Source organism: Devosia elaeis (assembly GCF_001650025.1).
Taxonomy (GTDB): Bacteria; Pseudomonadota; Alphaproteobacteria; order Rhizobiales; family Devosiaceae; genus Devosia; species Devosia elaeis.
The window spans coordinates 95,907-121,727 of the sequence record NZ_LVVY01000065.1; the positions used below are offsets into that span (position 1 = coordinate 95,907).

Consider the following 25,821-nt stretch of genomic DNA (forward strand, 5'->3'; position numbering starts at 1 on the left):
GGTGGACCCAAAAGGCCCGGGGAAAGGGCCCAAGACAGACGATCCAAGGAAGGGAACTAAAATGAAACGATCCATCATCATGACCGCTTCGGCGGCGCTGATGGCAACATTGTCCGCCCCGGCAGCCTTCGCCCAGGACACCACGATCGGTTATATCTCGCCGATTGCGGCCCAGCCCGGCCAGCAGGTGATCAACGCAGCCATGGAAAAGGCTGCGGCCGACCTGGGCTGGCAATGGCGCCTGCTCGACGCCAACCTTTCTGCCGACCGGCAGGTCTCCCATGTGGACACCCTGCTGACCCTCGGCGTGAAGGCGTTCGCGTCCTGGTCGCTCGATCCGAACGCAGTTGCCGGCGCGTATTCGCGCGCCAATGCCCAGGGCGTCCCGGTGATCGGTGTCAATTCGAGCGGCGAAGGCGTGACCAGCTCGGTCTGGTGGGCCGCCAACCTCTGCACCGAGGGTGGCGCCTATGATCAGCAGGCGGCCTGGATTGCCGAGCGCGCTCCGGGCGCCAAGGTCATCGTGATGGGCGGCCCTCCGGTTCCCTCGATCCAGAATAACGTCGCCTGCTTCACCGAGGCCGCCAAGTCTGCTGGGCTCGACGTTATCGACCAGGTCGACAACACCAAGGACTCGGCTGCCAACGCCTCGACCTTGGCGGCCGACGAAGTCCTGCGCTTCCCGGACGTGCAGGTCTTCTGGGCCTATAACGATCAGAGCGCGCTGGGGATCTCGGCTGCCTTGGCCTCATCGGGCAAGACGATCTATGGCGGCCAGTCGACCGATGGCGTCATGGTGTTCGGCATCAATGGCGACGATGATGCCATTCAGGCCGTCCGCGATGGCCGCATCACCGGCACCTGGGACCCGGATAGCTACGCCACCGGCTGGGCTGTCGCCCTGGCGATGAAGAACGCCATCGAAAACCCCGAGGCAGAACATCCGGACCTCACCGTCCAGTCCACCCTGTTCACGTCCGACAACATCGACACCTGGGTGGCTCCGCTCGAACGCCCCTATTCGCTCGAAAACATCCCGCTCGAGGATTGACGCTCTCGCCCGGCGGATCGCCCGCCGGGCGCCCTTAAGGAGGTAGCTCGATGACCATTGCAGTCAACCTGGACACGCAGGCCGCAACGCCCGTCATATTCAGCGCCTTCGCCAGCTCGCCATTCACCGCGCAATCGCCGGTCAAGGCCTGCTCGCTGGACGAGGCCCGCGACTATCTCACCAATCTCATCGCGCCGCACAACCTGTCCCTGCGCGGCCGCGGACAGAAGCTTCACCTCATTCACAACAGCGCGAAGCTGCATAAGCTCAGCCTGCATTTCATTGCCTACAAGTCCGACGCATCAGGAGTCGACGTGCTTGCGCCCAAGCTCGAGAGCAATCTTCTGGTGAAGGTTCCGCTGTCCGGCAGCGCTGAAATATCCCAGGGCAAGGACGTCAAGCAAATCCGCCCCGGCATGATCTACCTGGCCGAACCGCGCAAGCCGCTGATGTCGTCCATGTCGGCCGATTACCAGCAACTCACCCTGCAAATCCCCATGTCCGTGCTGCTGCATGCGGCGAGTGCCGAATTGCAGAACAATTGTCCGGATGCCCTGCATTTCGACGTGGATGCGGTCAATAGCGGCCCTGCCCCGCGTTTGTTCCTCAGCACCCTCGGCTCGATCTGCCAGGCGCTCGACATGGGCGACGGGCTCCTCGAGCAGCCAATGGTACAGCGCTCCTTCCAGATGGCGCTCGTCTCGCTGATCCTGTCACTGCCCAACAGCCTCTCGGGGAAGTTCGGCGACAGCCAGCGCTGCGCCATACCCTATTACATCCGCCGCGCCGAGGAATTCATGCGCGCGCATCTGACCGACGATATCGGCATCGATGATCTGGTGCATGTTGCCGGCGTCAGCCGGAGGTCGCTGCATGCCGGCTTTCGGCGTTTCCGGAACACCACGCCGCTCGGATTGCATAAGACGATGCGGCTTGAAGCGGCGCGCGCGGATATCCTGAAGGCGGCCGACACGTCGCGTACCGTAACCGATATCGCCACCACTTACGGTTTCTACCACCTCAGCAAATTCGCCCGCGATTTCCGCGCCAGTTTCGGCGCCCTGCCTTCGGAAATGATGCGCGGTGGCGCGCGCTAGAACACGACTAATTCTGCGCTATCGGGCTACCTGCTGCTCCCTCCGCCTGTCGTACCTGCCGGTGCTGCGGCACATTTGCCAATACCGCATTTAGGGAGGGCAGAGTGCCCCGCTTGGAAAACGATCTCACGACCCTCGGCGATGCCGCCCGTGCCTATCTCGACAGGACCCACGGCCTGCATATCGGCGGAAATGTTCATGATACTGCCAGAAGCTACGAGCTGAAGGATCCCACCAGCGGCTTGGTTTTCGCCCGGGCCGCGGATGCCTCGGCGGCCGATGTCGACGCCGCCGTCAAGGCCGCGCGGTCCGCCCTTGCCGGACCTTGGGGCAGCATGCGGCCGAATGAGCGCGAACTCGCCATGCTGCGCCTGGCTGATCTGCTCGAACGCCATGAAACGGAAATCGCGGAGATCGAGACACTCTGCTCGGGTCGTCTGCTGGCCAATACGCGCGGTGTCGATGTCGGTTATTCCGCCCATTTCCTGCGCTACATGGCTGGCTGGTCCACCAAGCTTGCAGGACAGACCGCCCGTCTTTCCATCCCCTATATTCCCGATGGCGAAATGGCCGGCTTCACGTTCAGGGAGCCGATAGGAGTCGTCGGCGCCATTGTGCCCTGGAACGTGGCGCTCGGCATTGCCGTCTGGAAAATCGCGCCGGCTCTTGCCGCCGGTTGCACGATCGTGCTCAAACCGGCGGCCCAGACCCCGCTCAGTGCCCTGCGCTTCGCTGAACTGGCCTTGAAGGCCGGTATTCCCGAAGGTGTCATCAACATTGTCACCGGCAGCGGCGCTGAGACCGGCATCGCCCTCGTGCGCCATCCCGACATCAACATGGTGACATTCACCGGCTCTACCGCCGTGGGGCGGCAGATTGCCGTCGATGCCGCTGGTAGTTTCAAGCGCTGCAGCCTCGAACTTGGCGGCAAGTCCCCGGTCATCCTGTTCCAGGATGCGCCATTGGAGCGCGCCATTCCTGCCGCGGCCTGGGCTATTTTTTCAAATCATGGCCAGAACTGTTGTGCCGGCTCGCGCCTTTACGTGCACCGCTCGATCTATGAACAGGTCATCGAGGGCGTGGCAGAAATCGCCAGGAGCATCACCATTGGCTCGCCGCTGGATAAAGCCACACAAATGGGCCCCGTGGTCACCCAGGCGCAGCAGAAGCGCATTCATGAACTCATCGAAGCCGGCAAGGCAGAGGGCGCCCGCGTCGTGGTCGGCGGCGAACCGATCGAGGGGCCGGGCAGCTACGTGCCTCCCACCGTTCTCACCGATGTGCGGGCGGATATGACGCCGGTACGCGAAGAGATTTTTGGCCCCGTCCTGGTGGCCGCCAGTTTCGCTACCGACGGTGAAGCGCTGTCGCTGGCCAACGCGTCGGAATATGGCCTTGGCGCCAGCATCTGGACCAACGACCTGGACCGCGTGCATCATATGACCCGCCGGCTCGAAGCTGGGTCGATCTGGGTGAATGTGCACAACGCTCTGGATGTCGCCCTGCCCTTTGGCGGCTGGAAGAATTCTGGCATGGGCGCAGACCTGAGCGAAACGGCCGTTCTGGCCCATACCAAGGTCAAGGCCGCAGTTCATCATTATCTTTGAGGCACCATGACGCCCCTGCACGAGCTATCGCTTGCCGAGATCGCCCAACGCCTGCGCGAGGGCGATGTCACCGCACGGGTGGTGACCGGCCAGATCCTTGATCGGGCGCAAGCTTTGTCGGCCCGCACCAATGCCTTCATAACCCTGCTGCCCGAGCGCGCCCTGGCAGCAGCCGACCGCGCTGATGCGGCGCGTGCGGCAGGCCGCCTGCTCGGCCCGCTTCATGGCGTGCCCATCACGGTCAAGGACATGTTCGACATTGCCGGGGTTGCAACCACGGCCGGCATGCCAAGCCGGATCGATCACGTGGCCACCCAAAATGCTACAATCATTGAACGGCTCGATGCCGCCGGGGCAATCATCATCGGCAAGGTGAACCTGGCGGAAGGCGTCTTCGGCAAATATCTGCCGCCCTTCAACGAGCCTCTCAATCCGTGGAGCCTCGAACACTGGGGCGGCGCCTCGTCCGGTGGCAGCGGCGTATCGGTCGCCGCGGGGCTGGGCTACGGCTCCATGGCCTCGGATACCGGCGGCTCCATCCGCATGCCCAGTGCGGTCAACGGCGTCACCGGCCTGAAGCCCACCTGGGGTCGTATCAGCCGCCATGGCGCCTTCGAACTGGCGGCGCTGCTTGACCATGTCGGCATCATTGCCCGCTCTGCCGAAGACGTCGCCTTGATGCTCCAGGCCGTTGCCGGTCCCGATCCCAAAGACCCGACCACCCTTGCCAGGCCCGCTCCCGACTACCGCGTCGCACTTGATGAACCCGTGTCCGGCCTGAGGATCGGTGTACCGCGGCAATGGCTGGCCCATGGCGTCGAGACTGGTCTTCTTGACGCAATTGAAACGGCACTCGCCGTTTTTTCCCGGCTTGGCGCGACCATTTCGGATGCCGCCCTCGCTCCCGAACCCGAACTCGTGGATCGCTGGTACGATATCTGCACGGCCCATGTTGCTCTGGTCCATGAGGAAAGCTTCATGCGGCACCGCGACAGCTATTCCGAGCCCTTGGCTTTGGCCATCGAAACGGGGCGTTCGCTTTCGAGCGACAGGCTGCAGCGCGCCTACCGCTATCGCAGCGAGTTTTCAGGTCGGCTGGCCCATGGGATGATGCATTTGGACCTGCTCGCCGTTCCGGCCATCCCCACGGCGCCGCCGACGCGCCGGGCCGTCGAGACGATGGACAACGAGACCATGTTCGCGCTCCATCGCTTCACCTCTCCCTTTTCCATGGCTGGCGTTCCCACGCTGACCCTGCCCTGCGGTCTGACACCACAAGGCCTGCCCTACGCCCTCCAGCTGGTCGCCAAGCCGCTCGCAGAGCCTCTCCTTCTGCGCGCTGCACGTGCCTTTCAGAAGGAAACAGGGCATCACCAGCGTCGTCCGGGCTTGCTATAAATTAGCCAAGCGGCGCGTTGGTGGTCGCTTGGCTGGGTTGGCTGCGGCGCAAGTGCTACGAGGCGTTTTCCGGCATGGGCGCTGCGGCTTCGCCGTATGGCACGTTGCGGCTGCCATAGCGGCGGACGCGGATATTGGCTTGCTCGGCGTGTCCGACAAAGCCTTCCAGCATGGACAGGCGCGAGCCGTATTCGCCGATCGTCGCCGAAGCCGCGTCGCTGGTGACGGTCTGCCAGGTGCAGGTCTTGATGAACTTGCCCACCCACAGTCCGCCGGTATAGCGCGCCGCCTTCATGGTCGGCAGCGTGTGATTGGTGCCGATGACCTTGTCGCCATAGGCCACATTGGTGCGCGGGCCGAGGAACAAGGCGCCGAAATTGCTGAGATTGTCCCGGAACCACATGTCGCGGTCGGTCATCACCTGCACATGTTCGGAGGCGATGCGGTCCGCTTCGGCCAGCATTTCCTCGTAGCTCTCGCAGACGATCACCTCGCCGTAATCGGCCCAGGATTTGCGGGCCATGTCGGCCGTGGGCAGAATGGCGAGCAGCCGCTCGATCTCGGCCATGGTGTCGCGCGCCAGCTTTTCCGAATTGGTCAGCAGGATGGCCGGGCTGGTCGGCCCGTGTTCGGCCTGCCCCAAGAGGTCCGTGGCGCACAATTCGCCATCGACGCTCTCGTCGGCGATGACCAGCGTTTCGGTCGGCCCGGCGAAAAGATCGATGCCGACGCGGCCGTAAAGCTGGCGCTTGGCTTCGGCGACGAAGGCATTGCCTGGCCCGACCAGCATGTCCACCGGATCGATGCTGGCAGTGCCGATCGCCATGGCGCCGATGGCCTGGACGCCGCCCAGGACGTAGATTTCATCGGCCCCCGCCATGGCCTGCGCCGCGACGATGGCCGGCGCCGGGCGCCCGTTGAACGGCGGCGCGCAGGTGATGACGCGCGGACAGCCCGCCACCTTGGCGGTCAGCACCGACATATGCGCCGAGGCCAGGAGCGGATATTTGCCCCCCGGCACGTAGCAACCCACCGCGTTGATCGGCACATGCCTATGCCCCAGGGTCACCCCCGGCAGCGTCTCGACCTCGAGATCGAGCATGGTCTCGCGCTGTTTCTGCGCGAAATTGCGCACCTGGCTCTGGGCGAATTCGATGTCGGCCAGGTCCTGGTCGGTCAGTTCGGCCTTGCAGGCTTCAATTTCGGCCGGGCTGAGGCGGAAATCGTCGCGATCCCATTGATCGAAGCGGATCGAGAGATCGCGCACGGCGGCGTCGCCGCGCTGCTCGATATCGGTGAGGATGGCCTCCACGATCGTCCGCACCTGCCGGTCCGCGGCGGCCCGCGCATCCACATCCTTGCCGCGTTTGAGCCAAATGGCCATTGGTAGAACTCCACGAAATGGGGCGCACAATCATCCGCGATTGCCGCCGAGAATGCGCAAAAGATCAGTAGCGGGCGTCGGGATCGACCAGGCCGGAGAGCCCCTGCCCGCTCAGATATCGGTCGAGATTGGCGCGAAAGAACCGGGTGATGACCGCTTCGGTATCGGGCGCATTGCCCGAGACATGCGGGGAAATCCGCACTTTGGGATGATGGTAGAGCCAATGGCCCTCGGGCAGCGGCTCGGGATCGGTCACGTCGAGGGTCGCCGCGCCGAGCCCTGTGTCGAGGGCGCTGCGCAGCGCCGCATTGTCGATCACCGGCCCACGACCGATATTGATGATATGGGCGCCGGGCTTGACCAGTTTCAGCGTCCGGCCATCGAGCAGCCCGCGCGTATCCGCCGTCAACGGCGTCGCCACGACGATATGGTCGGATCGGGCCAGCAGCGCGTCCAGCGCGACGATATCGACCCCGTCCATGCCGCTCGGCCCCGGATTGCGCCTGGTGCCGACTACCTTCATGTCGAAGGCCAGGGCCCGCCGCGCTATGGCCTTGCCGATCTCGCCGAAGCCGATAATGCCCAGCGTCTTTCCCGCCAGCCCATCGAGTTCGTGCCCATGCCAGTCGCCGCGCTCCCGCGCCCAGATGGTCGGGATATGCTTGGCCACCGACAACATGGCGGCCAGCACATATTCGGCGATGGGCGTGGCATAGCCGCCGCGCGTCACCGTCACCTGCGGCACCTCGAATATCCAATCGGGATATTTGTCGATCCCGGTGGAGCGCAGATGCACCCATTTGAGGTTGAACGGCCAACCCACCGGCCGCTCCATCTGCCTGTTGAGCCCCACCGCCGCGCTGTTCTGGTTGATCAGCAGGATTTCGGCGCGGGCCGGAACGGCCCAGCCGCTATCCGGGCTGGCGCCCAGGCCCAGAAATTCGATGCCCTCCGGCACGCTTTCGGCCACGCGCGCGCCGAGCGCGTCGTCATATTGATGGGCGATGGTGACTGTCATGGCCTGGCCTAGCGCAGCCTCACGATCGTGCGGCCCCGCACCTGCCCCGCCAGGATTTTCGCCGCTGCGTCGGGCAATTCGGCAAGCCCCACCTCCTCGACCAGCGCGGCATAGGCGGCCAGGTCGAAGGTTTTGGCGATACGGGACCAGGCGGCGACGCGATTGGCATAGGGCTGCATCACGCTATCGATGCCGCTCAGGGTCACGCCGCGCAGGATGAAGGGTAACACATTGGTTTCGAGATCAATCCCTCCGGCATTGCCGATGGCGGCCGCCGCACCGCCATATTTGACCTGCTTGAGCGCCTTGGAGAGAATTTTTCCGCCGACATTGTCGATGAGGCCGGCCCAGCGGGCCGATTCCAGCACCTTGTCAGGCTGGCCGAGGAAGTCCTCGCGGCCGACAATGTCCGTCGCGCCGAGTTCCTTCAGCGTGGCGCTGTGTTCGGGCCGTCCCGACAGGGCCACAGGCTGGTAGCCAAGCCGCGCCAGGAGCGAAATGGCGATGGACCCTACCCCGCCCGCGGCTCCGGTCACCAGCACTTCGCCGCTTTCCGGCGTGACGCCGAGATTTTCCAGCCGGTCGATGGCCAGCATGGCGGTCAGGCCCGCCGTGCCCACGATCATGGCGTCACGCGTGTCGAGGCCGTCCGGCAGCGGCACCAGCCAGTCGGCATTCACCCGGGCCCGCTGCGCATAGCCGCCCCAATGCACTTCGCCGACGCGCCAGCCGGTCAGCACCACCCTGTCGCCGGCCTTGTAGCGCTGGTCCTGGCTTTCGCGCACGATGCCGGCAAAGTCGATGCCGGCCACATGGGGATAGGTGCGGACCAGCCCCCCTGCCCCGGTCAGGCACAGCCCGTCCTTGTAATTGAGCCCGGCCCATTCGACATCGACCGTCACATTGCCTTCCGGCAGGCGATCGTCGGTCAGTGTCTCGACGCTGGAGCTAACCTTGCCATCATCGCCCTTGCTGGTGACGAGCGCCTGAAAACTCATGAAACTGTCCTTTTTGCTTTTGGTCTGCGGCGGAACGAATTAGGCATGTCCGCTGCGTTTGTGTTCCGCTTGGTGGTCGCTCTCATCCGCCGTCATTGCCCGGCTCGTCCGGGCAGTCCAGCTTTGCCTCGGCAGCTCGTGGACCACCGGGACAAGCCCGGTGGTGACGACCGAGATATCGAAGCGCGCCCCTAAACCTTCCAGTCATCGCCCCAGGCCTGCACGATATGGCCGGGCGATATCTCGCGATAGTCGCGCTGCGGCGGCACGTAGTCCACCGGGCGGATCGGACTCTTGACCTCGTCATTGCTGACCGGGCGCAATTGCTTGCGCCGTGCCGGGTCCGGCACCGGAACGGCCGCCATCAGGCGCTTGGTATAGGGGTGCTGGGGATTGCCGAACACGGCGGCGACAGGGCCCTTTTCCACGATCTCGCCCAGATACATCACGGCCACCTGGTGGCTGATGCGCTCCACCACGGCCATGTCGTGGCTGATGAAGAGATAGGACAGGCCGAACTGCTCCTGCAGATCCATCATCAGGTTCACCACCTGGGCCTTGATCGACACGTCGAGCGCCGAAACGCTTTCGTCGGCCACGATCACCTTCGGTTCGAGCGACAGGGCCCGGGCGATGCAGATGCGCTGCCGCTGCCCGCCTGAGAATTGCGCGGGGAAACGGCTGGCCATGTCCGGACTGAGCCCCACCCGTTCCAGCAGGTCCATGGCCTTTTCCCGGGCCTGCTGCCTGGTGCCCAGCTTGTGGGTCAGGAAGGGCTCGGCAATGGCCTCGCCGATATTGATGCGCGGGTTGAGGCTGGCATAGGGATCCTGGAAGATCATCTGGATATGCCGGCGCATGTCGCGCATGCGTTCCTTATCCAGGGCGCGGATATCGGTGCCCTCGATGCTCACCTCTCCGCTCTGCGGTTCGATCAGGCGCATTATGGCGCGGCCAGTCGTGGACTTGCCGCAACCCGATTCCCCCACCAGCGACAGCGTCTCGCCGGCTCGCAGGTCGAAACTGACCTTCTCGACGGCATGAACGCGTCCCGAGGGACCGCTGAACAGGCCGCCCGGAATATCGAAGCGCTTGGTCAGGTCCTTGACCCGCAGCACCGGTTCGGCATCGTGCCGCACCGTGTCGGGCCGCTCGCGGCCGGTGACGATGGTGCCGGTCTTCCGGTCGAGGATGGGAAAATGCTGCGGCCCCTTCTGGCTGCCCTGCCCCAGTTTCGGCACGGCGGCGATCAGCGCGCGGGTATAGGGATTTTCCGCCCGTTCGAAGATCACCTCGGTGCTGTCGGCTTCAACTGCCTTGCCCTGCAGCATCACGACGGTGCGGTCGGCCACCTCGGCGACAACGCCCATGTCATGGGTGATGAACAGCACCCCCATTCCCTCTTCCTGCTGCAACTGCTTGATCAATTGCAGGATTTGGGCCTGGATCGTCACGTCGAGCGCGGTAGTGGGTTCGTCCGCGATCAGCAGCTTGGGCTTGCAAGCCAAAGCCATGGCGATCATCACCCGCTGCCGCATGCCGCCGGAGAGAGAATGCGGATAGTCCTTGAGGCGCGATGCCGCCCCGGGGATGCGAACCCGGTCGAGCAGGCGTTCCGCCTCCTTCAGCGCGGCCTGGCCGGAATAAAGTCCGTGGATGCTCAGGACCTCGGCGATTTGCTGGCCCACGGTCTGCAACGGGTTGAGGCTGGTCATCGCCTCCTGGAAGATCATGCCCATCTGCCGGCCGCGAATATTGCGCATCTCGCCCGGGCTGAGCTTGAGCAGCTCCCGTCCGGCCAGCTTCACCGAGCCGTCGACCCGGCTCATTTCCGGATCGAGCAGCCGCATGATCGACAGCGCGGTCACCGATTTGCCGGAGCCGGATTCCCCCACCACGGCGAGCGTTTCCCGGGGCCCGATATCGAAGCTGATGCCCTTGACGATCTCGACCCAGCCCTTGGAGGTCAGGAACGAGGTTTTCAGGTCGCGTACCGACAGCACGGGCTCGACATCCGCATTGGGGACGACCGTTTCGGCGAAATTGCTCATGGCGCTCATGCCGGTCTCCTATCGTGCCGTCGAGGGGTCGAGCGCATCGCGGATCGCGTCGCCGACCAGGTTGAAGGAGAGCACCACCAGGGTAATGGCGATACCGGCGCCGATGATCGGCCAGGGCGAACCGAACAGGCTATTGAGCCCGTCGCGGATGATATTGCCCCAGCTCGGATTGGGCGGCCGCGTGCCGATGCCCAGGAAGCTCAGCGAGGCTTCGATGCGGATCGCCGAGGCCACCCACAGCGTCATCAGCGCGACGATGGGCGCCATGATATTGGGGATGATGTGGCGCACGATGATCACCGGCGTCCGGACGCCCGTGGCGATCGCGGCCTCCACATAGGGCTCCTGCTTGACCGACAGGGTCTGCGCCCGCGCCACGCGGGCAAAGCCGGGGATGAAGGCCACGGTGATCACGGCGATGATGTTCCAGAACCCTCCGCCCAGCACCGCCGCGATCAGGATCGCCAGCAGCAGTTCGGGAAAGGCCAGCAACAGGTCGATGACGCGCGAGATCAGCCGGTCGACGATGCCGCCGAAATAGCCGGCGACGACGCCCAGCATGGTCCCGAACAGGGCCGCCAGGACCGGCGAGATGAAGCCGAACAGCAGCGAATTGCGCGAGCCGTAGATCAGCCGGCTCAGCACGTCGCGGCCGAACTGGTCAGTGCCCAACCAGTTCTCCTGGCTCGGCAGGCGGTTGATCTTGATCACCGATTGCGCCAGCGGATCATAGGGCGCCAGCACAGGCGCGAAGATGGCGATGAAGATGAAGACGACGATCATCCCCGTGGCGAAGGCCGTTTCCGGCCGCCCGAGCAGGATTTTGCGCGCCTTGGTGAAAAAGCCGGGTTCGGCCGGCGGCACGCGCGGAGTTTCTTCTGCAATAACTGACATTTACTTCACCCGCACCCGTGGATCGACGACGACATAGACCAGGTCCATGAGGAGATTGATGAGGACGACGAAGCCGGCAAAGACCAGCACCCCGCCCTGGATCACCGCATAATCGCGCTGCGCGATGGCATCGATCAGCAGGCGTCCGATGCCCGGCCGGTTGAACACCAGTTCCACCGCCACCGAGCCGGACAGCGTCGAGAGCAGGCTGAGCCCGAGGCCGGTGGAAATGGGCAGCATGGCGTTGCGCAGCCCGTGCTTGTAGATGACGCGGTTTTCCTTGGCGCCCTTGGCCCGCGCGGTGCGGACATAATCCTTGCCCAGCACTTCGAGCAGGCTGGTCCGCGTCAGGCGCCCCAGGAAGGCGGCCTTGACGAAGGCCAGGGTCAGGGCCGGCAGGAACAGGTGATGCAGCCGGCTGACGAAATCGCTGCCCGCCCCGTTGATCGGGAACCAGCCCAGATTGAGGGCGAAGGTGATGAGCAGGATGGCGCCGAGGAAGAAATCGGGAATGGCATAGCCGATTAGCGAGAAGATCCGCATGCCGCCATCCGGGGCCTTGTTGCGGTTGGTCGCCGCCATCACACCCAGCGGAATGCCGGCGACGATGCCCATCAGCATGGCCGCCAGGGTGAGCTCGATCGTATAGGGCAGGTTCTGCCCGATGAGCTGCAAGACCGGCGTATTGGTCAGCAGCGAGCGTCCGAAATCCAGGGTCAGCACGCCGCCCAGGAAGTTGAAATATTGCTGCCAGAGCGGCACGTTGAGGCCCATGCGCTCGCGGAAATCGGCGAGCTGCTCGGGCAGAGCGCCGTCGCCCAGGGCGGCAAGCGCCGGGTCGCCGGGCAGGATGCGCATGGCGATGAACACCAGTGTCAGAACCAGGAACAGCGTGGGTATCGCATCACCCAGTCGCAACAGCAGATATCGGGCCATTTGTGCACCGCCTCGTTGAAGCCGGGCTCCCTGTCCGGGAGCCCGGGGGAAAAGATCAGACCGTTTTGGTCGCGCGATGGAACCGCCAGCGCGCATAGCCGCTCTCGACCGGATAGCCGAGATCGATCTGCGCCCGCCGCACGGCGGTGAAGCCGAGCGTCGACAGGCCGATCAGCGGCAGGTCACGCAGGACCTGCAGCTCGATCTGCTTGCACAGATCGAGATAGACCTCGTAATCGGTGGCCTCGAGCGCCTGCGCCAGCAGTTCGTCGATGCCGGGCATGGCGACGCCGTAATGGCTGTAATTGCCGCCGCCCGAGCCATCGGACTTCACCTCGGATGCCGAGGCCAATTGCTGGAAGTAGATTTGCGTGGGGATCGGCGGATAGCTCGACGAATGCATCGCCAGGGTGTTTTTGTCCGAGCGATTGTCGGCGTGATAGGCCGTGTGATCGATGATCTGCAGGTTCATGTTGAACCCTGCCAGCCGCAATTGCTCCTGCACGATCAGCATGGTGGAGGCATAGTCTTCGCGCTGGCTGCACAGGGAATCGAAGCTGATCCCGTCCGGATATCCCGCTTCCGCCAGGAGCTCGCGCGCCTTTTCCGGGTCATAAGGATATTGCAGCTCTTCGGGCAGGTCCTCGATCTTGAAGCCGGCCGGGAAGAAATCGGGCTGCAATCCGGCCATGGTGCCGCCCATCGGGGCGAGCGCCGCGGCCACGGCCGGCCGGTCGATGGCATGCATCAGCGCCTGGCGCACCAGCAGATTGTCGAACGGCGCCCGCGTCAGGTTGACATGCAGGGTGTTGAACGAGCCGGGCGTGGTCATGTCGATCTGTAGCGTCGGATCGCGCTGCAGGATCGAGTCGATCCAGCCCGGCGCCCGCACCGCCTCGATGATATCGACATCGCCCGACAGCAGGGCCAGCGTCCGCGCCGTGGTATCGGCGATATAGACGCATTCCACATTGGCGATCTTGGCCTTTTCGCCCCAGTAATCCTCGTGCCGCTTCATCCGCGTGCCGGATTCGGGGTTGAACTCCACCAATTCGTAGGGGCCCGTGCCCACGGCATCGGTGGCAAAGGCCTCCGCACCGATTTCCTCATAGGCCTTCTTGGAGACGATCGATGTATTGTTGTTGAAGATCGAGGTCCCCAGCAGGTTCACGTCGGGCTGCTTGAGCGTGAGGGTGATCTCGTAGGGGCCATTGGCGACCACGCTGTCGATATTGGACAGGATGGTCCTGTTGGTGCCTTCCTTGATCGCGCGTTCATAGGAAAAGACCACGTCTTCCGAGGTCATCTCGCCATAGCCGCGATGGAACTGCACGCCTTCGCGCAGCTTGAAGGTCCAGGTCCTGGCGTCCTCCGATTGCGTCCATTCGGTCGCCAGGGTCGGCAGATATTCATCGGGCGTCAACGCGAAGCGACCGTCATCGGGCCGCACGAGCTGCTCGTAGATCTGCTCGGTCGCCCAATTGTCCGACCCTTGGGTGGTCAGGTTGGGGTCCGAATGGCGCGGATTGTTCGCCGCGATCCCCATGCGCAGCGTATCGGCGTCCTGCGCCCTGGCCGTCCCCACCCCGATGGCGGTCAATGCCGTCGTGGCCGCGGCCAGTTCCATGAAAGAGCGTCTGTTCAAAGCCATGGGTTCTCCTCCTCCCAGCTTGAAGGCGCCGGCCCCTCGCCGGCGCCGTTTTTGCCTACGCCTTGGTGGCGCGGTGCAATCTCCAGCGCGCGTAGCCGCTTTCCACCTCGTAGCCGAGGTCGAGGCGCGGGTTGCGCACGATGGTATAGGACAGCGTCGACAGCCCGATCAGCGGCAGGTCCCGCAGCACCTGCAATTCGATCTGCCGGCACAGGTCGAGATAGGTGTCGTAATCGGTGGCGCTCAGCGCCTGCTCGAGCAGGTCGTCCACGCCAGGAATGGTGACGCCGTAATGGCTGTAATTGCCGCCGCCCGTGCCGTCGGCCTTCACTTCGGCCTTGGAATAGAGCTGCTGGATGTAGATCTGCGTCGGGATCGGCGGATAGCTCGACGCATGCATGGCCAGCGTGTTTTTGTCCGAGCGATTGTCGGCATGATAGGCCGTGTGGTCGCCGATGATCAGGTTCATGTTGAACCCGGCCGGCCGGATGAGTTCCTGCACGATCAGCATGGTGGAGGAATAGTCCTCGCGCTGGCTGCACAGGGCGTCGAAGCTCACGCCATCGGGGAAGCCGGCCTCGGCCAGCAGCGCCCGCGACTTCTCCGGGTCATAGGGATATTGCAGCTCTTCGGGCAGGTCCTCGGTCTTGAGGCCGGGCGGGAAGAACGAGGGTTGCAGGCCCACCAGCATGCCGCCCATGGGCGCCAGCGCCTGCGCCACCACCTCACGGTCGATGGCGTGCATCAGCGCCTGGCGCACCAGCAGATTGTCGAAGGGTGCCCGGTTGAGATTGACGTGCAGGGTGTTGAACGAGCCCGGCACCGTCATGTCGATCAGCATGTTGGGGTCGCGCTGCAGGATGGAGTCGATCCAGCCCGGCGCGCGCACCGCCTCGATCATGTCCACCTGGCCCGAGACCAGCGCCAGGGTGCGGGCCGTGGTATCGGCGATGTAGAGGCATTCGACATTGCCGACCTTGGCCTTCTCGCCCCAATAATCCTCGAAGCGCTTGAGATAGACGCCGCCTTCCGCATCGTAGCGCACCAGTTCGTAAGGCCCGGTGCCCACGGCGTCAGTGGTGAATTTCTCGACCGCGATTTCCTCATAGGCCTTCTTGGAAACGATATTGGCGTTGAGCGAGAAGACCGTGGTGCCCAGGAAATTGACGTCGGGCTGGTGCAGCGTGATGGCCACTTCATAGGGGCCATTGGCCACGGCATCGGCCACATTGGCGAAGATCACGCGGCCGGTGCCGAAATCCTTGGCCTTGAGGAAGGTGAAAACCACGTCCTCGGAGGTCATCTCGCCATAGCCGCGGTGGAATTGCACGCCTTCGCGCAGCTTGAAGGTCCAGGTCTTGGCATCCTCGGACATGGTCCATTCGGTGGCCAGCACCGGCAGATATTCCTCCGGCGTCAGGGCGAAACGGCCGTCGTCGGGACGCACGAGCTGTTCGTACATCTGCTCGGTGGCCCAATTGTCCGGGCCCTGCGTGGTCTGGTTGGGGTCCGAATGGCGCGGATGGTTGGCGGCTAGGGCGATACGGATCGTATCGTCGTCCTGGGCATTGGCCGCGCCGAGGCCGAAAGCTGTCAGCGCCGTGGATGCAGCGGCCAGCTCCATGAAATTGCGGCGGTTGAGACTCATCGATTTTCCTCCGGATAGGGTCGGCGTCTCAGCGGACGCGGCGTTGTTCAAGTTCGGCGTCGATCAGTTCCAGCCCCAGGCCCGGCCCGGAAGGAATCTGGAACTTGCCGTCGACCGGCTTTGGCGGATTGCGGAAAGCCGGGTGCATGCGCGTATCGGGATCGGCGAATTCGGCCGGCTTGGTCAGGTGCATGATGGTGGCCAGCACGTGCAGGTTGGCCATGTGCCCGATGGTCGGCTGGGTCTGGTGCGGCACCAGTTCCACCCCATGGGCATAGGCGATCGCCGCGCATTGCATCAGGCCGGTAATGCCGCCCATCTTGACGATATCGGGCTGCACCATGCGCACGCCGGCATTGATGATGTCGACCAGGGCCTGGGTCGTGTAGGTCTGCTCGGCCGCCGAGACGGTGATGTCGAGCCGCTGCGCGACCTCGCCCATGGCGCGCACGTCATAGTGCTGCACCGGCTCCTCGAACCAGACATAGCCCAGCTCTTCGAGCGCCCGGCCGACGCGGATCGCGCCGCCGACCGAATATTGATTATTGGCGTCGAAGGCGAGCGGGAAGTCGTCACCCACCAGCTTGCGCACCGCCTTGGCCTTGGCGATATCGCCGGGAATATCGTAGTCCTGCCGCGTCCGGTCGCCATCCCAGCGGATTTTGATCGCGGCCGGCTTTTCCTTCTGCCAGCGCTGCTCCACCACGCGCACGGTTTCGTCCACGCTGCGGTTCGCATTGCCGCCGATCGAGGCATAGAACGGCACTTCAGTCCGCCAGGCGCCACCCAGCAGCTTGTAGATCGGCAGGTCGAACAGCTTACCCTTGATGTCCCAGAGCGCGATGTCGAGCGCCGCGAGCGCACCGGTGACCGTACCTTCGGGCCCCAGCTTCACATAGCGATGCAGCAGACGATCATAGATCACCGCATGGTCGAGTATATCCGCGCCGACCAGCGTGGCTGCGGCGTCGCGCAGCACCCAGAGCGAATGCTCGCCGCCATGCATCGGGGATGCCTCGCCATAGCCGACCAGTCCCTCTTCCGTGGTCACCCGCACGATGGCGCTGCGGCGGCCCGGCGGATCGCCCGGATTCCAGGCCACCTGGAAGGCATCGACCGATTTGATGATAGACGCTTTGGACATGGGCGGCCCTCCTCAGGCCGTCGGAACGAGAATGGTTTCGAGATGCCGGCGCACCGGCGGCGAAAATGGCGCGGGCCGCTTCGTCTCGGGGTCGACGAAGACATGGACGAAATGACCATCGGCGGCGGCGGTCGAACCACCATTGATGAAGGCCGCCAGGCCGTAGCGGACGGAGGAAGTGCCGATGCGCTCGACCCTCAAGCCCATCTCCAGCCGGTCGGTGAAGACGATCTCCTGATGGAAGCGGCAGCCATTCTCGGCCACCACCATGGCCGCGCCGCCATGGCTCAATCCCAGGTCCTCGACATACAGGAAGCCAAGCACCGTGCTGTCGAAGAACTCGTAATAGCGGGCATTGTTGACGTGCCCGAAAATGTCGAGGTCGTTCCAGCGCAGCGTCACACCGGTGAACCAGCGGAACGCATCGCGGACCTCGGGGGGGCGCCTGGTCGTCATCGCAGCAGGAACCGTGGCGCGAAAACGCGCGGGCGGCTTCCGGTCATGTTCGAATCTCCTCGCGGCTGAGCGGTCGTTTCTGTCGTCAACCTGTCATGCCAATCGGCGTTACCCTTGCATCGATTGCATCCGCATGCAAGCCCCTGCTATATCCTATAGGAACTATTTTGGCAGCCATTTCATCACATGCTCCGCGACGGCCACCGTCGTGCCGGACTGATTGGTGATCACCACATCGGCGAGCGAGCGACGGCGCTCCATATCGACGCTTTTGACTTCATAGGTGACCTTGAGCTCGTCGCCGGGAAAGACCGGCGCGACGAAGCGCAGGCGGTCATAGCCGAGCGCCACCGGCGTGCAGTCATTGCCTCTTTCGCGCGCCAGCCTGATCGCCTTGGTGCCGGCGGCCGACATGTAGCCGACCAGGAGGGCGCCATGGGCGATGATGCCGCCGAAACTCGAGCTCGCCATCACTTCCGCATCGGTATGGGCCTCGTAGTCGTCGCCGCTCAGCGCGACGAAGGCCGCAATGTCACTTTCGTGCACTGTGGTCGTGTAGGACGCTAACAGTCTGCTAACGGACTCGCTCCAAATGTTAGCCATAGATCTGTGTCCTCCTGAACCGCGCGGCGGGCACGCCATCGGCCAGCAGCACTTCGTCGGTGACGAAATAATGCTTGCCCTTGCGCTCGTAGGTGTCGGCCACCTGCCCTGTTGTGCGAATGGTCTGGCCAGGGTAAACCGGCCGGAAATGCTGGGTTTCCGCCTCGACCAGCACGATGGCGGCGGGGAATTTCCAGCCGGAATTGACGTCGCCCATGGCCGTCCGCATCAGCATTCCCGAATGCACGAAGCCCGGGTCGCTATAGATCGGATGCGTTTCGGCGAAGGCCGACAGCGAAACCTGAAAATCTTCAGCCGTCAGAACCCTTTGGCGGCTATGCAGCGGCGCGCCGATCGGTAAGTCACCAGCTTTCACCGCTGGCGGGTTTTCCGGCAAGTCCAGTATTTTCAATGTCTTGGCATCGGGCGGTTGGACCGGTTCATGCGCCAACGCAATCCAGCCGGTCGCCACCTCGTCGCCACCGCCATTGCGCACACTGGCAGCGCTGCGCAGATGGGTCCCATCGTCCTCGAGCGGCCCAAGTGAAACGCGAATATCATCATGATTATAAACGGGTTTCCGGAAGCGCACCGCCATGGCGCCACGCTCGGCCCAGTCGCTGCCCCAGGTCTCGATCGCCCCACGGCTGATATGGCCATAGATGAAGGCGCCCGGAACCAGTGCTGCCTTATAGCCCCGCGCCCGCGCCACCTCATCATCGTGGATGGACCCTTTGTAATGCGGCGCGTCGTCGAGCAGGATATGCACGTCATAGTCCCGCGGAAAGGTCGTTCCCATGGTCACGCCCCTTCCAGAGGTTCGGTCGCCATCGCGTCGCTGGCCTCGATGACGGCAATGACCGACGGCGGCATTTTCAAAATATTCTCAAGGACATAGCGATTGTGCCATCCGAAAGGCGGTGCCGCCTGCCGCTGCGATCCGGGCGTGGCGCTGAGGTGGATGGGCAGGCCGGGATGTCGATGCCGCCCAGCATCGGGATGGTCGAGTTCGGTGAAGAAGCCGCGATGCGCCAGGTAGGGATCCTCTGCCACGTCCTTTGGATTCTGTACCGGCGCCGCTGCGATCCCGGCCGCCTGTAGCCGCGCGGCAAGCAGGTGCTTGTCCTGCCCAATCGTCCAATCGGCAATGATCTGCGTCAGCTCATCCTCATTGTCGCGCCGCCGCGCCAGCGTGGAAAATCGAGTATCCTCAGCGAGTTGCGGCTGCTCCATGACGGCGCAGAGCTGTTTCCATTGTGCCTCATCCAAGGCAGCGATGGCGATCCATTCGTCCCCACCCTTGGTCGGGAAGGCATCATGGGGACTGGCGAAATTGACGCGGTTTCCATTTGGGGCCGGATCGTCCCCGGTCTCCCCGGCTTTCAGGATTTCCGGGCCGATCAAATGCATCGCCGCTTCGACCTGGGGCACTTCCACATATTGGCCTTCGCCGGTTTTCTGCCGATGAATCAGGGCTGTAAGAATGGCTGCTGCAGCGTTGAAACCACCGATGGGGTCGAGATAGGACGGCCCGGTCACCTCGGGCTGCCCGCCCGGATAGCCGATCATCGCCGACATGCCCGCCGCCATTTCCATGGTCGGCCCGAGCGCGGCATAACCGGACATCGGCCCGCTGATCCCGAAGGCCGGCAGTTCGGCGACGACGATATCCGGCTTGATGGATTTGAGGCTGTCATAGTCCAGGCCCAGCTTTTTCAGCGTGCCGGGGCGGAAATTGCAGATCAGCACGTCACTCACCGCGACCAGCCGGCGCAGGGTGGCCCTGCCCTCCTCTGTCTTCAGATTAAGAATGCAGCTTAACTTGTTGACATTCTGGGAGTTGAACAGGAACGATCGATCATACCAGCGCACGCCGGGCTGGCGATCCGGAAAGTTCACCGGATTGGGCGCATCCTTGTTGAGCCGCCAGGAATTGACCCGGTTTGGCGCTTCGACATGGATCGATTCCGCGCCGAGATAGGCCAGAACCCGGCCCGACATCGGCCCTGCCCAAGCGGTGGTCAGCTCGATAACCCGGAGGCCGCCCAGTGGGCTGCCGTCGACAGGCTTTTCGCCGGCGGCCGGTTCGTGCTTCGGCCATGCCGGCAAGGTTCCAGAACCCAAAGCCGGCGCGCCACTGGCTATCCGCCGCGGGGTGCCGTGCAGCCTGAAAGCCGGACCGAGAAGGCGCCGCCCATCGATTTCTTCCCAATAATTCCGCGCCGTGAGATGCCTGTTTTCGATCAGCTCGGAAGGCCGATAGGCCTTCGCCGCGATCACCTGAGCGCGCTGGAGAATATCCACCAGGTCCTCGGCCGACATCTGGGCCACCTTGGCCTGGATGATGGCGAAAAGCGCGTCCCAATGCGTCCGGCGTGCGATCGGCTCGGCGAAGCGTGCATCCTGCTCGAGTTCAAGAAGATCCAGGGCTTGGAGCAGCGCATGCCAGCGGAAATTATAGATCCAGATACAGACCCAGCCGTCGCGGCACAGCACCTGCCCCGCCTGCACGGCCTGCTCGGTCCGCTGCCGCACCGTGCCGTTATAGATATGCTGCATGACATAGGGGAAGCACATGGCCGCCGCGGTTTCCGCCGCATCCACCTTCACCACCTGCCCCTGCCCGCTCCGGGTCTGCGCAAACAAGGCGGCGAGGGTGCCGAGATAGGCTGCGACACCACTGGCCAGGGACGCCCTGTTCCCGGTTCCAAACAAGGGCTCGCGCCCCGCCGCGCCATTATTGTGCATCATGCCCGAAAGGGCCTGCAGCACGATTTCCGCCCCCTGCCAGTCCGCCCGCGGCCCATCAGCGCCGAAATCGGACGGCTGGACCACGACCAAGGCCGGATATTTCGCGCTCAGGCTATCCGCGCCGGCACCAACCGGTAGAACGGCGACATCGGCACCGGCCAGAAGGCGTTCGAACTCCGCAGAACCCTGATCGACAACCAGGGATTGCTTGCCTGTGTTGAGGTGAAAGAATTGCAGCGAGTCGCCATGCTCCGACATCGGCGCCATGCCACGGATCCGCGACCCGCCCTCGGGCTCAGCGAGAAAAACCGCCGCGCCGTAATCGGCAAAGAGGCGGGCGCAATATTGCCCAGCCAGGCTCTCGGAAAAGTCGACCACGCGCAGGTGGTCCAAGGCGCCGCCCATGGGCTCGCTCCTCCCGTCAATGCTTTTGTCGAAATGCGCGCGGACTTCTGCGATCCGTTCTCATGGCGCCAATGACATTACGATATGACGAGTTTGCATCCGGATGCAATGCCTATTTGCATACGGATGCAAATCTATGGCATAGATGCCTAACATGGGGACGATGGGCCGGTCGGATACGATCGGGGCAACATGAGCACTAATGCAGGCAATGATGGAAAATCGCCCCGCAAGCCGATCACGGCGCGCGAACTCGCCCGGCTGATGGGCGTCAGCCAATCGGCGGTCTCGCGGGCCTTTACGCCTGGCACATCGATTTCAGCGGAATTACGCGAACGCATCCTGCGCGCGGCCGAGGAATTCGATTATCAGCCGAATGCCATCGCATCCATGCTCTCGACGCGACGCAGCAATATTGCCGGCATCGTAGTGTCGGAGATGCAGAACCCTTTCTATCCCTCGCTTATCGAGAAGCTATCGCGCGAATTGCAGCGGGTAGGCTTGCAAAGCCTGATGTTCAACATCACGCGCGGCTCCAATATCGAAGAGCAATTGGTCGCCCTGCGGAAATACAACGTGGACGCGGTGGTGGTGATCTCCGCCACCGTGCTGTCCGGCGCTTCATTGCGGTGGGCCACAGAGGGGCGCGCGGCCGTTCTGGTGAACCGCACCATACCGGACCAGACGCTCACCTCGGTCAGTTGCGACAATATAGAAGGCGCGCGGGCGATCGCGGACCATTTTCACGCGATCGGTCGCAGAAACGTCGCCTTTGTCGGCGGGCTGCCGCATACCTCGACGAATCTCGAGCGCCAGAACGCCTTCATCACACGCGTCGCCGAACTCGGCATGACGCTGACGCACGCCATTTCCGGCGGCGAATACAGCTACGAGGCGGGCTACAAGGCCGGCATGGAGATTGGCGCGGCCGAGCGCACCGATGCGGCCTTCTTCGCCAATGACATTCTGGCTATCGGCGGCTTCGATGCCCTCAAGGACGGGCTCGGTCTGCGGGTTCCGGAAGACATTGCCATCGCCGGGTTTGACGACGTGGCCATGACCCGCTGGCCGCGCTATTCGCTGACCACGTTCCGCCAACCGGTTGATGCCATCGTGGCGAAAACGGTCGCCTTGATCATGGAGCAATTGGCCAGCAAGGCCTATACGCCCACACAGAACCCGCTCAGCGGCGAACTTCTGGTGCGTCATTCGACGCTGGGCGCCCAGGCTCTCGAACAGATCGAAGCGTCCGGCCAGACGCCAGCGTCGCGCTGAAATCGGCGGCGGCCTGGGCGACCCAGGCGCCGATGATCGGCAGACGTTCGGCGGTCATCCGTGCGGAAAGTCCGGACACCGATATGGCACCGACGACATCGCCCGCCGCGTTCTTGACCGGACTGGCGACGCAGGTGATGCCCTTGCCGCCATCCTGATTATCGGTTGCGTAGCCATGGGCGCTTGCATTGGCAATCTCTGCGCGCAGCGCAGCCGCTCTGCCGGCAATCGGCCTTGCCCTGCCGTCGGGCAAGGCCAGCACGGCCTCGATCTCGTCCTGGGCATAGGCGGAAAGCACGGCCTTGCCCATGGCAGAGTTGATCAGCCCGGCGCGCCCACCTGTCCGGGCAATGGCGCGCACGATCTCGCGGCTTTCGGCTTGGGCCATCACCACGATTTCCCCATCGTCCAGCACGCCGAAATTGGCGGTCTCTCGCGTGAGGTCGCGCAGATGGCGCAGATGCGGCAGGGCCGGTGCGACCAGCGCCTGGCGTTGCCCGAAGGCGGCGCCGACAGAGAAGGCCTGCTGGCCCACGGACCACAACTGACGCCCGGCATCATACTGGACGAAACGCCGCTCCTGCAGCGTGGTCAGCAGCCGATGCACCGTTGAGGGCGAGAGGCCGGTTCGGCGAGCGAGGTCGGTGAGGCGCCAGCCCGCACCGTCCTCTGCCAGCGTTTCCAGCAGCACCAATGCGCGTGTTACGGACTGCACATTGTGCTTGTCGCTGCTCACCAGGTCACCGCTATATATTTGGCCTCGCAGAATTCGAGGATGCCATGATGGGCGCCTTCCCGTCCAAGGCCGCTCTGCTTCACACCACCAAACGGCGCGGCCGGGTCCGATGCCAGGCCGCGATTGAGACCGATCATGCCCGCCTCCAGCTTTTCCGACACGCGCAGACCGCGCGCCAAATCCTCGGTGAATAGATAGGCAATCAGGCCGTATTCGGTGTCGTTGGCTTTGACAATGACCTCTTCTTCCGTCTTGAAACTGGCCAGCGGCGCGATCGGGCCAAAAATCTCGTCACGAACAAGCGGCGAGTCCGTGGGCACGTTCCTGATGACCGTTGGCGGGTAGTAGAAGCCGTCGCCCCCCGGGGCCTTGCCGCCGGCAAGGATCTCGGCTCCCTGCCCCGCAGCATCGTTCACCCATGTCGATATCCGCTCCAGCGCATCCTGGTTCACCAGCGGGCCGCACTGAACGCCTTTCTGGTAGCCGGGGCCGACCTTGAGCGCGGCCATGCGTTCGGCCAGACCCTTGGAAAAGGCCTCCATGATGCCTTCCTGGACGAAGAAGCGATTGGCAGCAGTACAGGCCTCGCCGCCATTGCGCATCTTAGCGACCATGGCGCCATCCAACGCTTTGTCGAGGTCGGCGTCGTCGAAGACGATGAAGGGCGCATTGCCGCCCAGCTCCATCGAGCAGGAAATCACCTGGTCGGCGGCTTCCCGCAGCAGCTTGCGCCCGACTTCGGTCGAACCGGTAAAGCTGAGCTTGCGTACGCGCGGATCGTGCAGCATGGCGCTGACGGTGGCGCTAGCTTTCGAGGTGGTGATGACATTGACCACGCCGTCGGGCACTCCGGCCTCGCGGTAGATTTCCGCCAGGGCATAAGCCGTTAGTGGCGTTTCAGTTGCCGGCTTCAACACGCAGGTGCTCCCGGCGGCGAGGGCCGGGGCGATCTTGCGGGTCGCCATGGCGGCGGGGAAATTCCAGGGCGTGACGAGCACGGATACCCCGATGGGCTGGTATTGCACCAGGATGCGGTTGGCGCCGCTTGGCGCCACGGACACATCGCCATTGAGGCGCACGGCCTCCTCGGAGAACCATCGGAAGAACTCGGCAGCGTAGGTGACTTCGCCTTCCGCGTCCGGCAGCGCCTTGCCGTTTTCGAGGCTGATCAGCTCGGCAAGCATCTGCTTACGCTCGATCATCAGTTCATAGCAGCGGCGCAGGATATCGGAGCGCTTGCGCGGTGGGGTCGCGGCCCAGTCCGGCCCGGCTTCATGGGCCGCCGATACAGCGGCGAGCGCATCTTCGATAGAGGCATCTGCGACACGGGAGATCACCTTACCGGTGGACGGATCGACCACATCGAGTTGATTGCCGGTACTGCCGGGGCGCCATTGTCCGCCGATCCACAGATCGGTCGGCACGGTTGCGGGATCGAACGAAAGAGGAAACGTGCTCATCAGATTGCCTTGGCGTGCTTGGTGTTGGTGGTCAGCATGGCGAGATCGCCCGCGAAGGCGGCAGCGATCAGCAAATCCATGCCGGCCCGGTCGACCGGGCGCGGATTGTTCTTGATCAGCCGATTGGCGGCCAGGGCCTGATCGGCGATCCAGGGAAGGTCATCGGACTTGACGCCAATTTCCGCCAATGTCCTGGGCACTGCAATCGTGTTCAGCAGGTCCGCGATACCCACGATACAGCGGTCCGCTGCGGCCGCGTCATCGTCGTCCTTGGTCGCAAATTCGAGAATTCGCCCGATCGTGGCAATGTCGGCAAGCGCATGCTCTCGATTGAATGCCAATGCGTAGGGCAGCATCAAGGCGACACCCAGGCCATGCGCCGTATGCGTCAAGGCGCCGACCGGATATTGCACGGCATGGCACACCGAGGTGCCGGCGGTGCCGAAGGCAAGTCCAGCCTGCATCGCCCCCAGCATGACATCGGCGCGCGCCCGCACGTCGCCGCCATTCTTGACGGCCGCGGCCAGGCTACGCCCGATATTGCCGATGGCAGCCATGGCGAAGCTGTCCGTCATGGCATTCTTGCCCACGAAGACATGTTCAAGCGTGATGTTCGTCAGCGCTGATCGGGGCGCGGTGGTGAAGGCCTCGATGGCGTGGACCAGCGCATCGGCGCCGGACATGGCGGTTAGAACCGGCGGACAGGTCAGTGTCAAATCCGGATCGCAGATTGCCGTAACAGGGATCAGATGCGGGCTTGCAATGCCCACCTTCACCGCGCGATGCGGATCGGCCACCACTGCAACCGGCGTCACTTCCGATCCGGTACCGGCCGTCGTCGGCAAGGCCACCAGCGGCAGGACGGGTCCTGGCACCTTGAACTCGCCGTAATAGTCGCTGATCGCTCCGCCATGTGCAGCAATCAGCGCAATCACCTTGGCGGCGTCAATGCAGCTACCGCCGCCGATGCCGACAATGACCTCGGCACCGAAATCGCTTGCGGCCGCTACCCCCGCCACCAGGCATTCGGCAGGCAACTCCGCCTCTACGCCGGCGAAGGTCGATACCGACAGCCCGGCCTCCCGTAAGCCGGATTCGAGTATCCGGAACGTCTCTTCGCCGGCCATGCGCTGGTCGGTGACCAGCAGAACCTTATGACCCAGGGCGGCGGCATAGCCCGGCAGCGACGCGCGCTGGCCCGAGCCGAATACGATATTGCGAGGCGAACGAAGAGCGCCAAACATGGTGT

The 25,821-nt window shown here is 63.8% G+C and carries 21 protein-coding genes; 5 read left to right on the top strand and 16 right to left on the bottom strand.

Annotated features, from left to right (window positions below; translation table 11 throughout):
- Positions 1–61 precede the first annotated feature (61 nt).
- From A3840_RS04495 to A3840_RS04510, 4 genes are all read left to right on the top strand, one after another.
- On the top strand, positions 62–1,051 hold the full coding sequence (locus A3840_RS04495) for a sugar ABC transporter substrate-binding protein (protein WP_067452526.1): 990 nt from the start codon (positions 62–64) through the stop codon (positions 1,049–1,051).
- Between the two features lie 50 nt (positions 1,052–1,101).
- Positions 1,102–2,148: an AraC family transcriptional regulator gene (locus A3840_RS04500; RefSeq protein ID WP_067452529.1), complete on the top strand. Its 1,047-nt coding sequence runs from the start codon at positions 1,102–1,104 to the stop codon at positions 2,146–2,148.
- Between the two features lie 104 nt (positions 2,149–2,252).
- Positions 2,253–3,755, top strand: coding sequence for an aldehyde dehydrogenase family protein (locus A3840_RS04505; protein WP_067452532.1), 1,503 nt, complete (start codon positions 2,253–2,255; stop codon positions 3,753–3,755).
- A 6-nt stretch (positions 3,756–3,761) separates the two neighbouring features.
- Positions 3,762–5,153, top strand: coding sequence for an amidase (locus A3840_RS04510; protein WP_067452535.1), 1,392 nt, complete (start codon positions 3,762–3,764; stop codon positions 5,151–5,153).
- Between the two features lie 55 nt (positions 5,154–5,208).
- Here A3840_RS04510 and hisD read toward each other — a convergent pair whose 3' ends face one another.
- From hisD to A3840_RS04575, 13 genes are all read right to left on the bottom strand, one after another.
- Entirely contained in the window at positions 5,209–6,537 is a 1,329-nt protein-coding gene (gene hisD / locus A3840_RS04515) for a histidinol dehydrogenase (RefSeq protein ID WP_067452538.1), read from the bottom strand.
- A gap of 64 nt (positions 6,538–6,601) precedes the next feature.
- On the bottom strand, positions 6,602–7,555 hold the full coding sequence (locus A3840_RS04520; protein WP_067452540.1) for an NAD(P)-dependent oxidoreductase: 954 nt from the start codon (positions 7,553–7,555) through the stop codon (positions 6,602–6,604).
- Between the two features lie 8 nt (positions 7,556–7,563).
- Positions 7,564–8,553 carry an MDR family oxidoreductase gene (locus A3840_RS04525; RefSeq protein WP_067452543.1) on the bottom strand — a complete coding sequence of 330 codons (990 nt, stop codon included), beginning with the start codon at positions 8,551–8,553 and terminating at the stop codon, positions 7,564–7,566.
- A gap of 191 nt (positions 8,554–8,744) precedes the next feature.
- Positions 8,745–10,613 carry an ABC transporter ATP-binding protein gene (locus A3840_RS04530; protein WP_082903647.1) on the bottom strand — a complete coding sequence of 623 codons (1,869 nt, stop codon included), beginning with the start codon at positions 10,611–10,613 and terminating at the stop codon, positions 8,745–8,747.
- 9 nt (positions 10,614–10,622) lie between these two features.
- Positions 10,623–11,507 carry an ABC transporter permease gene (locus A3840_RS04535; protein ID WP_082903648.1) on the bottom strand — a complete coding sequence of 295 codons (885 nt, stop codon included), beginning with the start codon at positions 11,505–11,507 and terminating at the stop codon, positions 10,623–10,625.
- Complete coding sequence (locus A3840_RS04540; RefSeq protein ID WP_067452549.1) at positions 11,508–12,443, bottom strand: ABC transporter permease; 936 nt, start codon at positions 12,441–12,443, stop codon at positions 11,508–11,510.
- A gap of 55 nt (positions 12,444–12,498) precedes the next feature.
- Entirely contained in the window at positions 12,499–14,094 is a 1,596-nt protein-coding gene (locus tag A3840_RS04545; protein ID WP_067452552.1) for an ABC transporter substrate-binding protein, read from the bottom strand.
- 55 nt (positions 14,095–14,149) lie between these two features.
- Positions 14,150–15,742, bottom strand: a complete 1,593-nt coding sequence (locus A3840_RS04550; protein ID WP_067452555.1) for an ABC transporter substrate-binding protein — start codon at positions 15,740–15,742, stop codon at positions 14,150–14,152.
- A 28-nt stretch (positions 15,743–15,770) separates the two neighbouring features.
- Complete coding sequence (locus tag A3840_RS04555; protein WP_067452558.1) at positions 15,771–16,886, bottom strand: mandelate racemase/muconate lactonizing enzyme family protein; 1,116 nt, start codon at positions 16,884–16,886, stop codon at positions 15,771–15,773.
- Between the two features lie 12 nt (positions 16,887–16,898).
- Positions 16,899–17,342 carry an acyl-CoA thioesterase gene (locus A3840_RS04560; RefSeq protein WP_067452561.1) on the bottom strand — a complete coding sequence of 148 codons (444 nt, stop codon included), beginning with the start codon at positions 17,340–17,342 and terminating at the stop codon, positions 16,899–16,901.
- A gap of 162 nt (positions 17,343–17,504) precedes the next feature.
- Entirely contained in the window at positions 17,505–17,984 is a 480-nt protein-coding gene (locus A3840_RS04565) for a MaoC family dehydratase (protein WP_342669888.1), read from the bottom strand.
- The gene (locus A3840_RS04570) at positions 17,938–18,744 is read right to left on the bottom strand and encodes a MaoC family dehydratase (protein WP_067452569.1); all 807 of its coding nucleotides are present in this window, start codon (positions 18,742–18,744) and stop codon (positions 17,938–17,940) included. Before A3840_RS04570 ends, A3840_RS04565 begins: the two co-directional genes overlap by 47 nt.
- Positions 18,745–18,746: 2 nt before the next feature.
- A complete protein-coding gene (locus tag A3840_RS04575; RefSeq protein WP_067452572.1) occupies positions 18,747–21,101 on the bottom strand; it encodes a CaiB/BaiF CoA transferase family protein in 2,355 nt (784 codons plus the stop codon).
- Positions 21,102–21,293: 192 nt separating this feature from the next.
- Here A3840_RS04575 and A3840_RS04580 point away from each other — a divergent pair, with 192 nt between their 5' ends.
- Positions 21,294–22,376 carry a LacI family DNA-binding transcriptional regulator gene (locus tag A3840_RS04580; protein WP_067452575.1) on the top strand — a complete coding sequence of 361 codons (1,083 nt, stop codon included), beginning with the start codon at positions 21,294–21,296 and terminating at the stop codon, positions 22,374–22,376.
- Here the strand turns inward: A3840_RS04580 and A3840_RS04585 are convergent.
- Genes A3840_RS04585 through A3840_RS19595 form a run of 3 tightly spaced genes read right to left on the bottom strand, consistent with a single transcriptional unit; the run spans position 22,285 to position 25,816 of the window.
- On the bottom strand, positions 22,285–23,112 hold the full coding sequence (locus A3840_RS04585) for an IclR family transcriptional regulator (RefSeq protein WP_067452578.1): 828 nt from the start codon (positions 23,110–23,112) through the stop codon (positions 22,285–22,287). The genes A3840_RS04580 and A3840_RS04585 overlap by 92 nt on opposite strands.
- On the bottom strand, positions 23,109–24,572 hold the full coding sequence (locus tag A3840_RS04590; RefSeq protein WP_067452581.1) for an NAD-dependent succinate-semialdehyde dehydrogenase: 1,464 nt from the start codon (positions 24,570–24,572) through the stop codon (positions 23,109–23,111). The genes A3840_RS04585 and A3840_RS04590 overlap by 4 nt, the downstream gene beginning before the upstream one ends.
- Positions 24,572–25,816 carry an iron-containing alcohol dehydrogenase gene (locus tag A3840_RS19595; RefSeq protein WP_067452584.1) on the bottom strand — a complete coding sequence of 415 codons (1,245 nt, stop codon included), beginning with the start codon at positions 25,814–25,816 and terminating at the stop codon, positions 24,572–24,574. The genes A3840_RS04590 and A3840_RS19595 overlap by 1 nt, the downstream gene beginning before the upstream one ends.
- Positions 25,817–25,821: the final 5 nt, after the last annotated feature.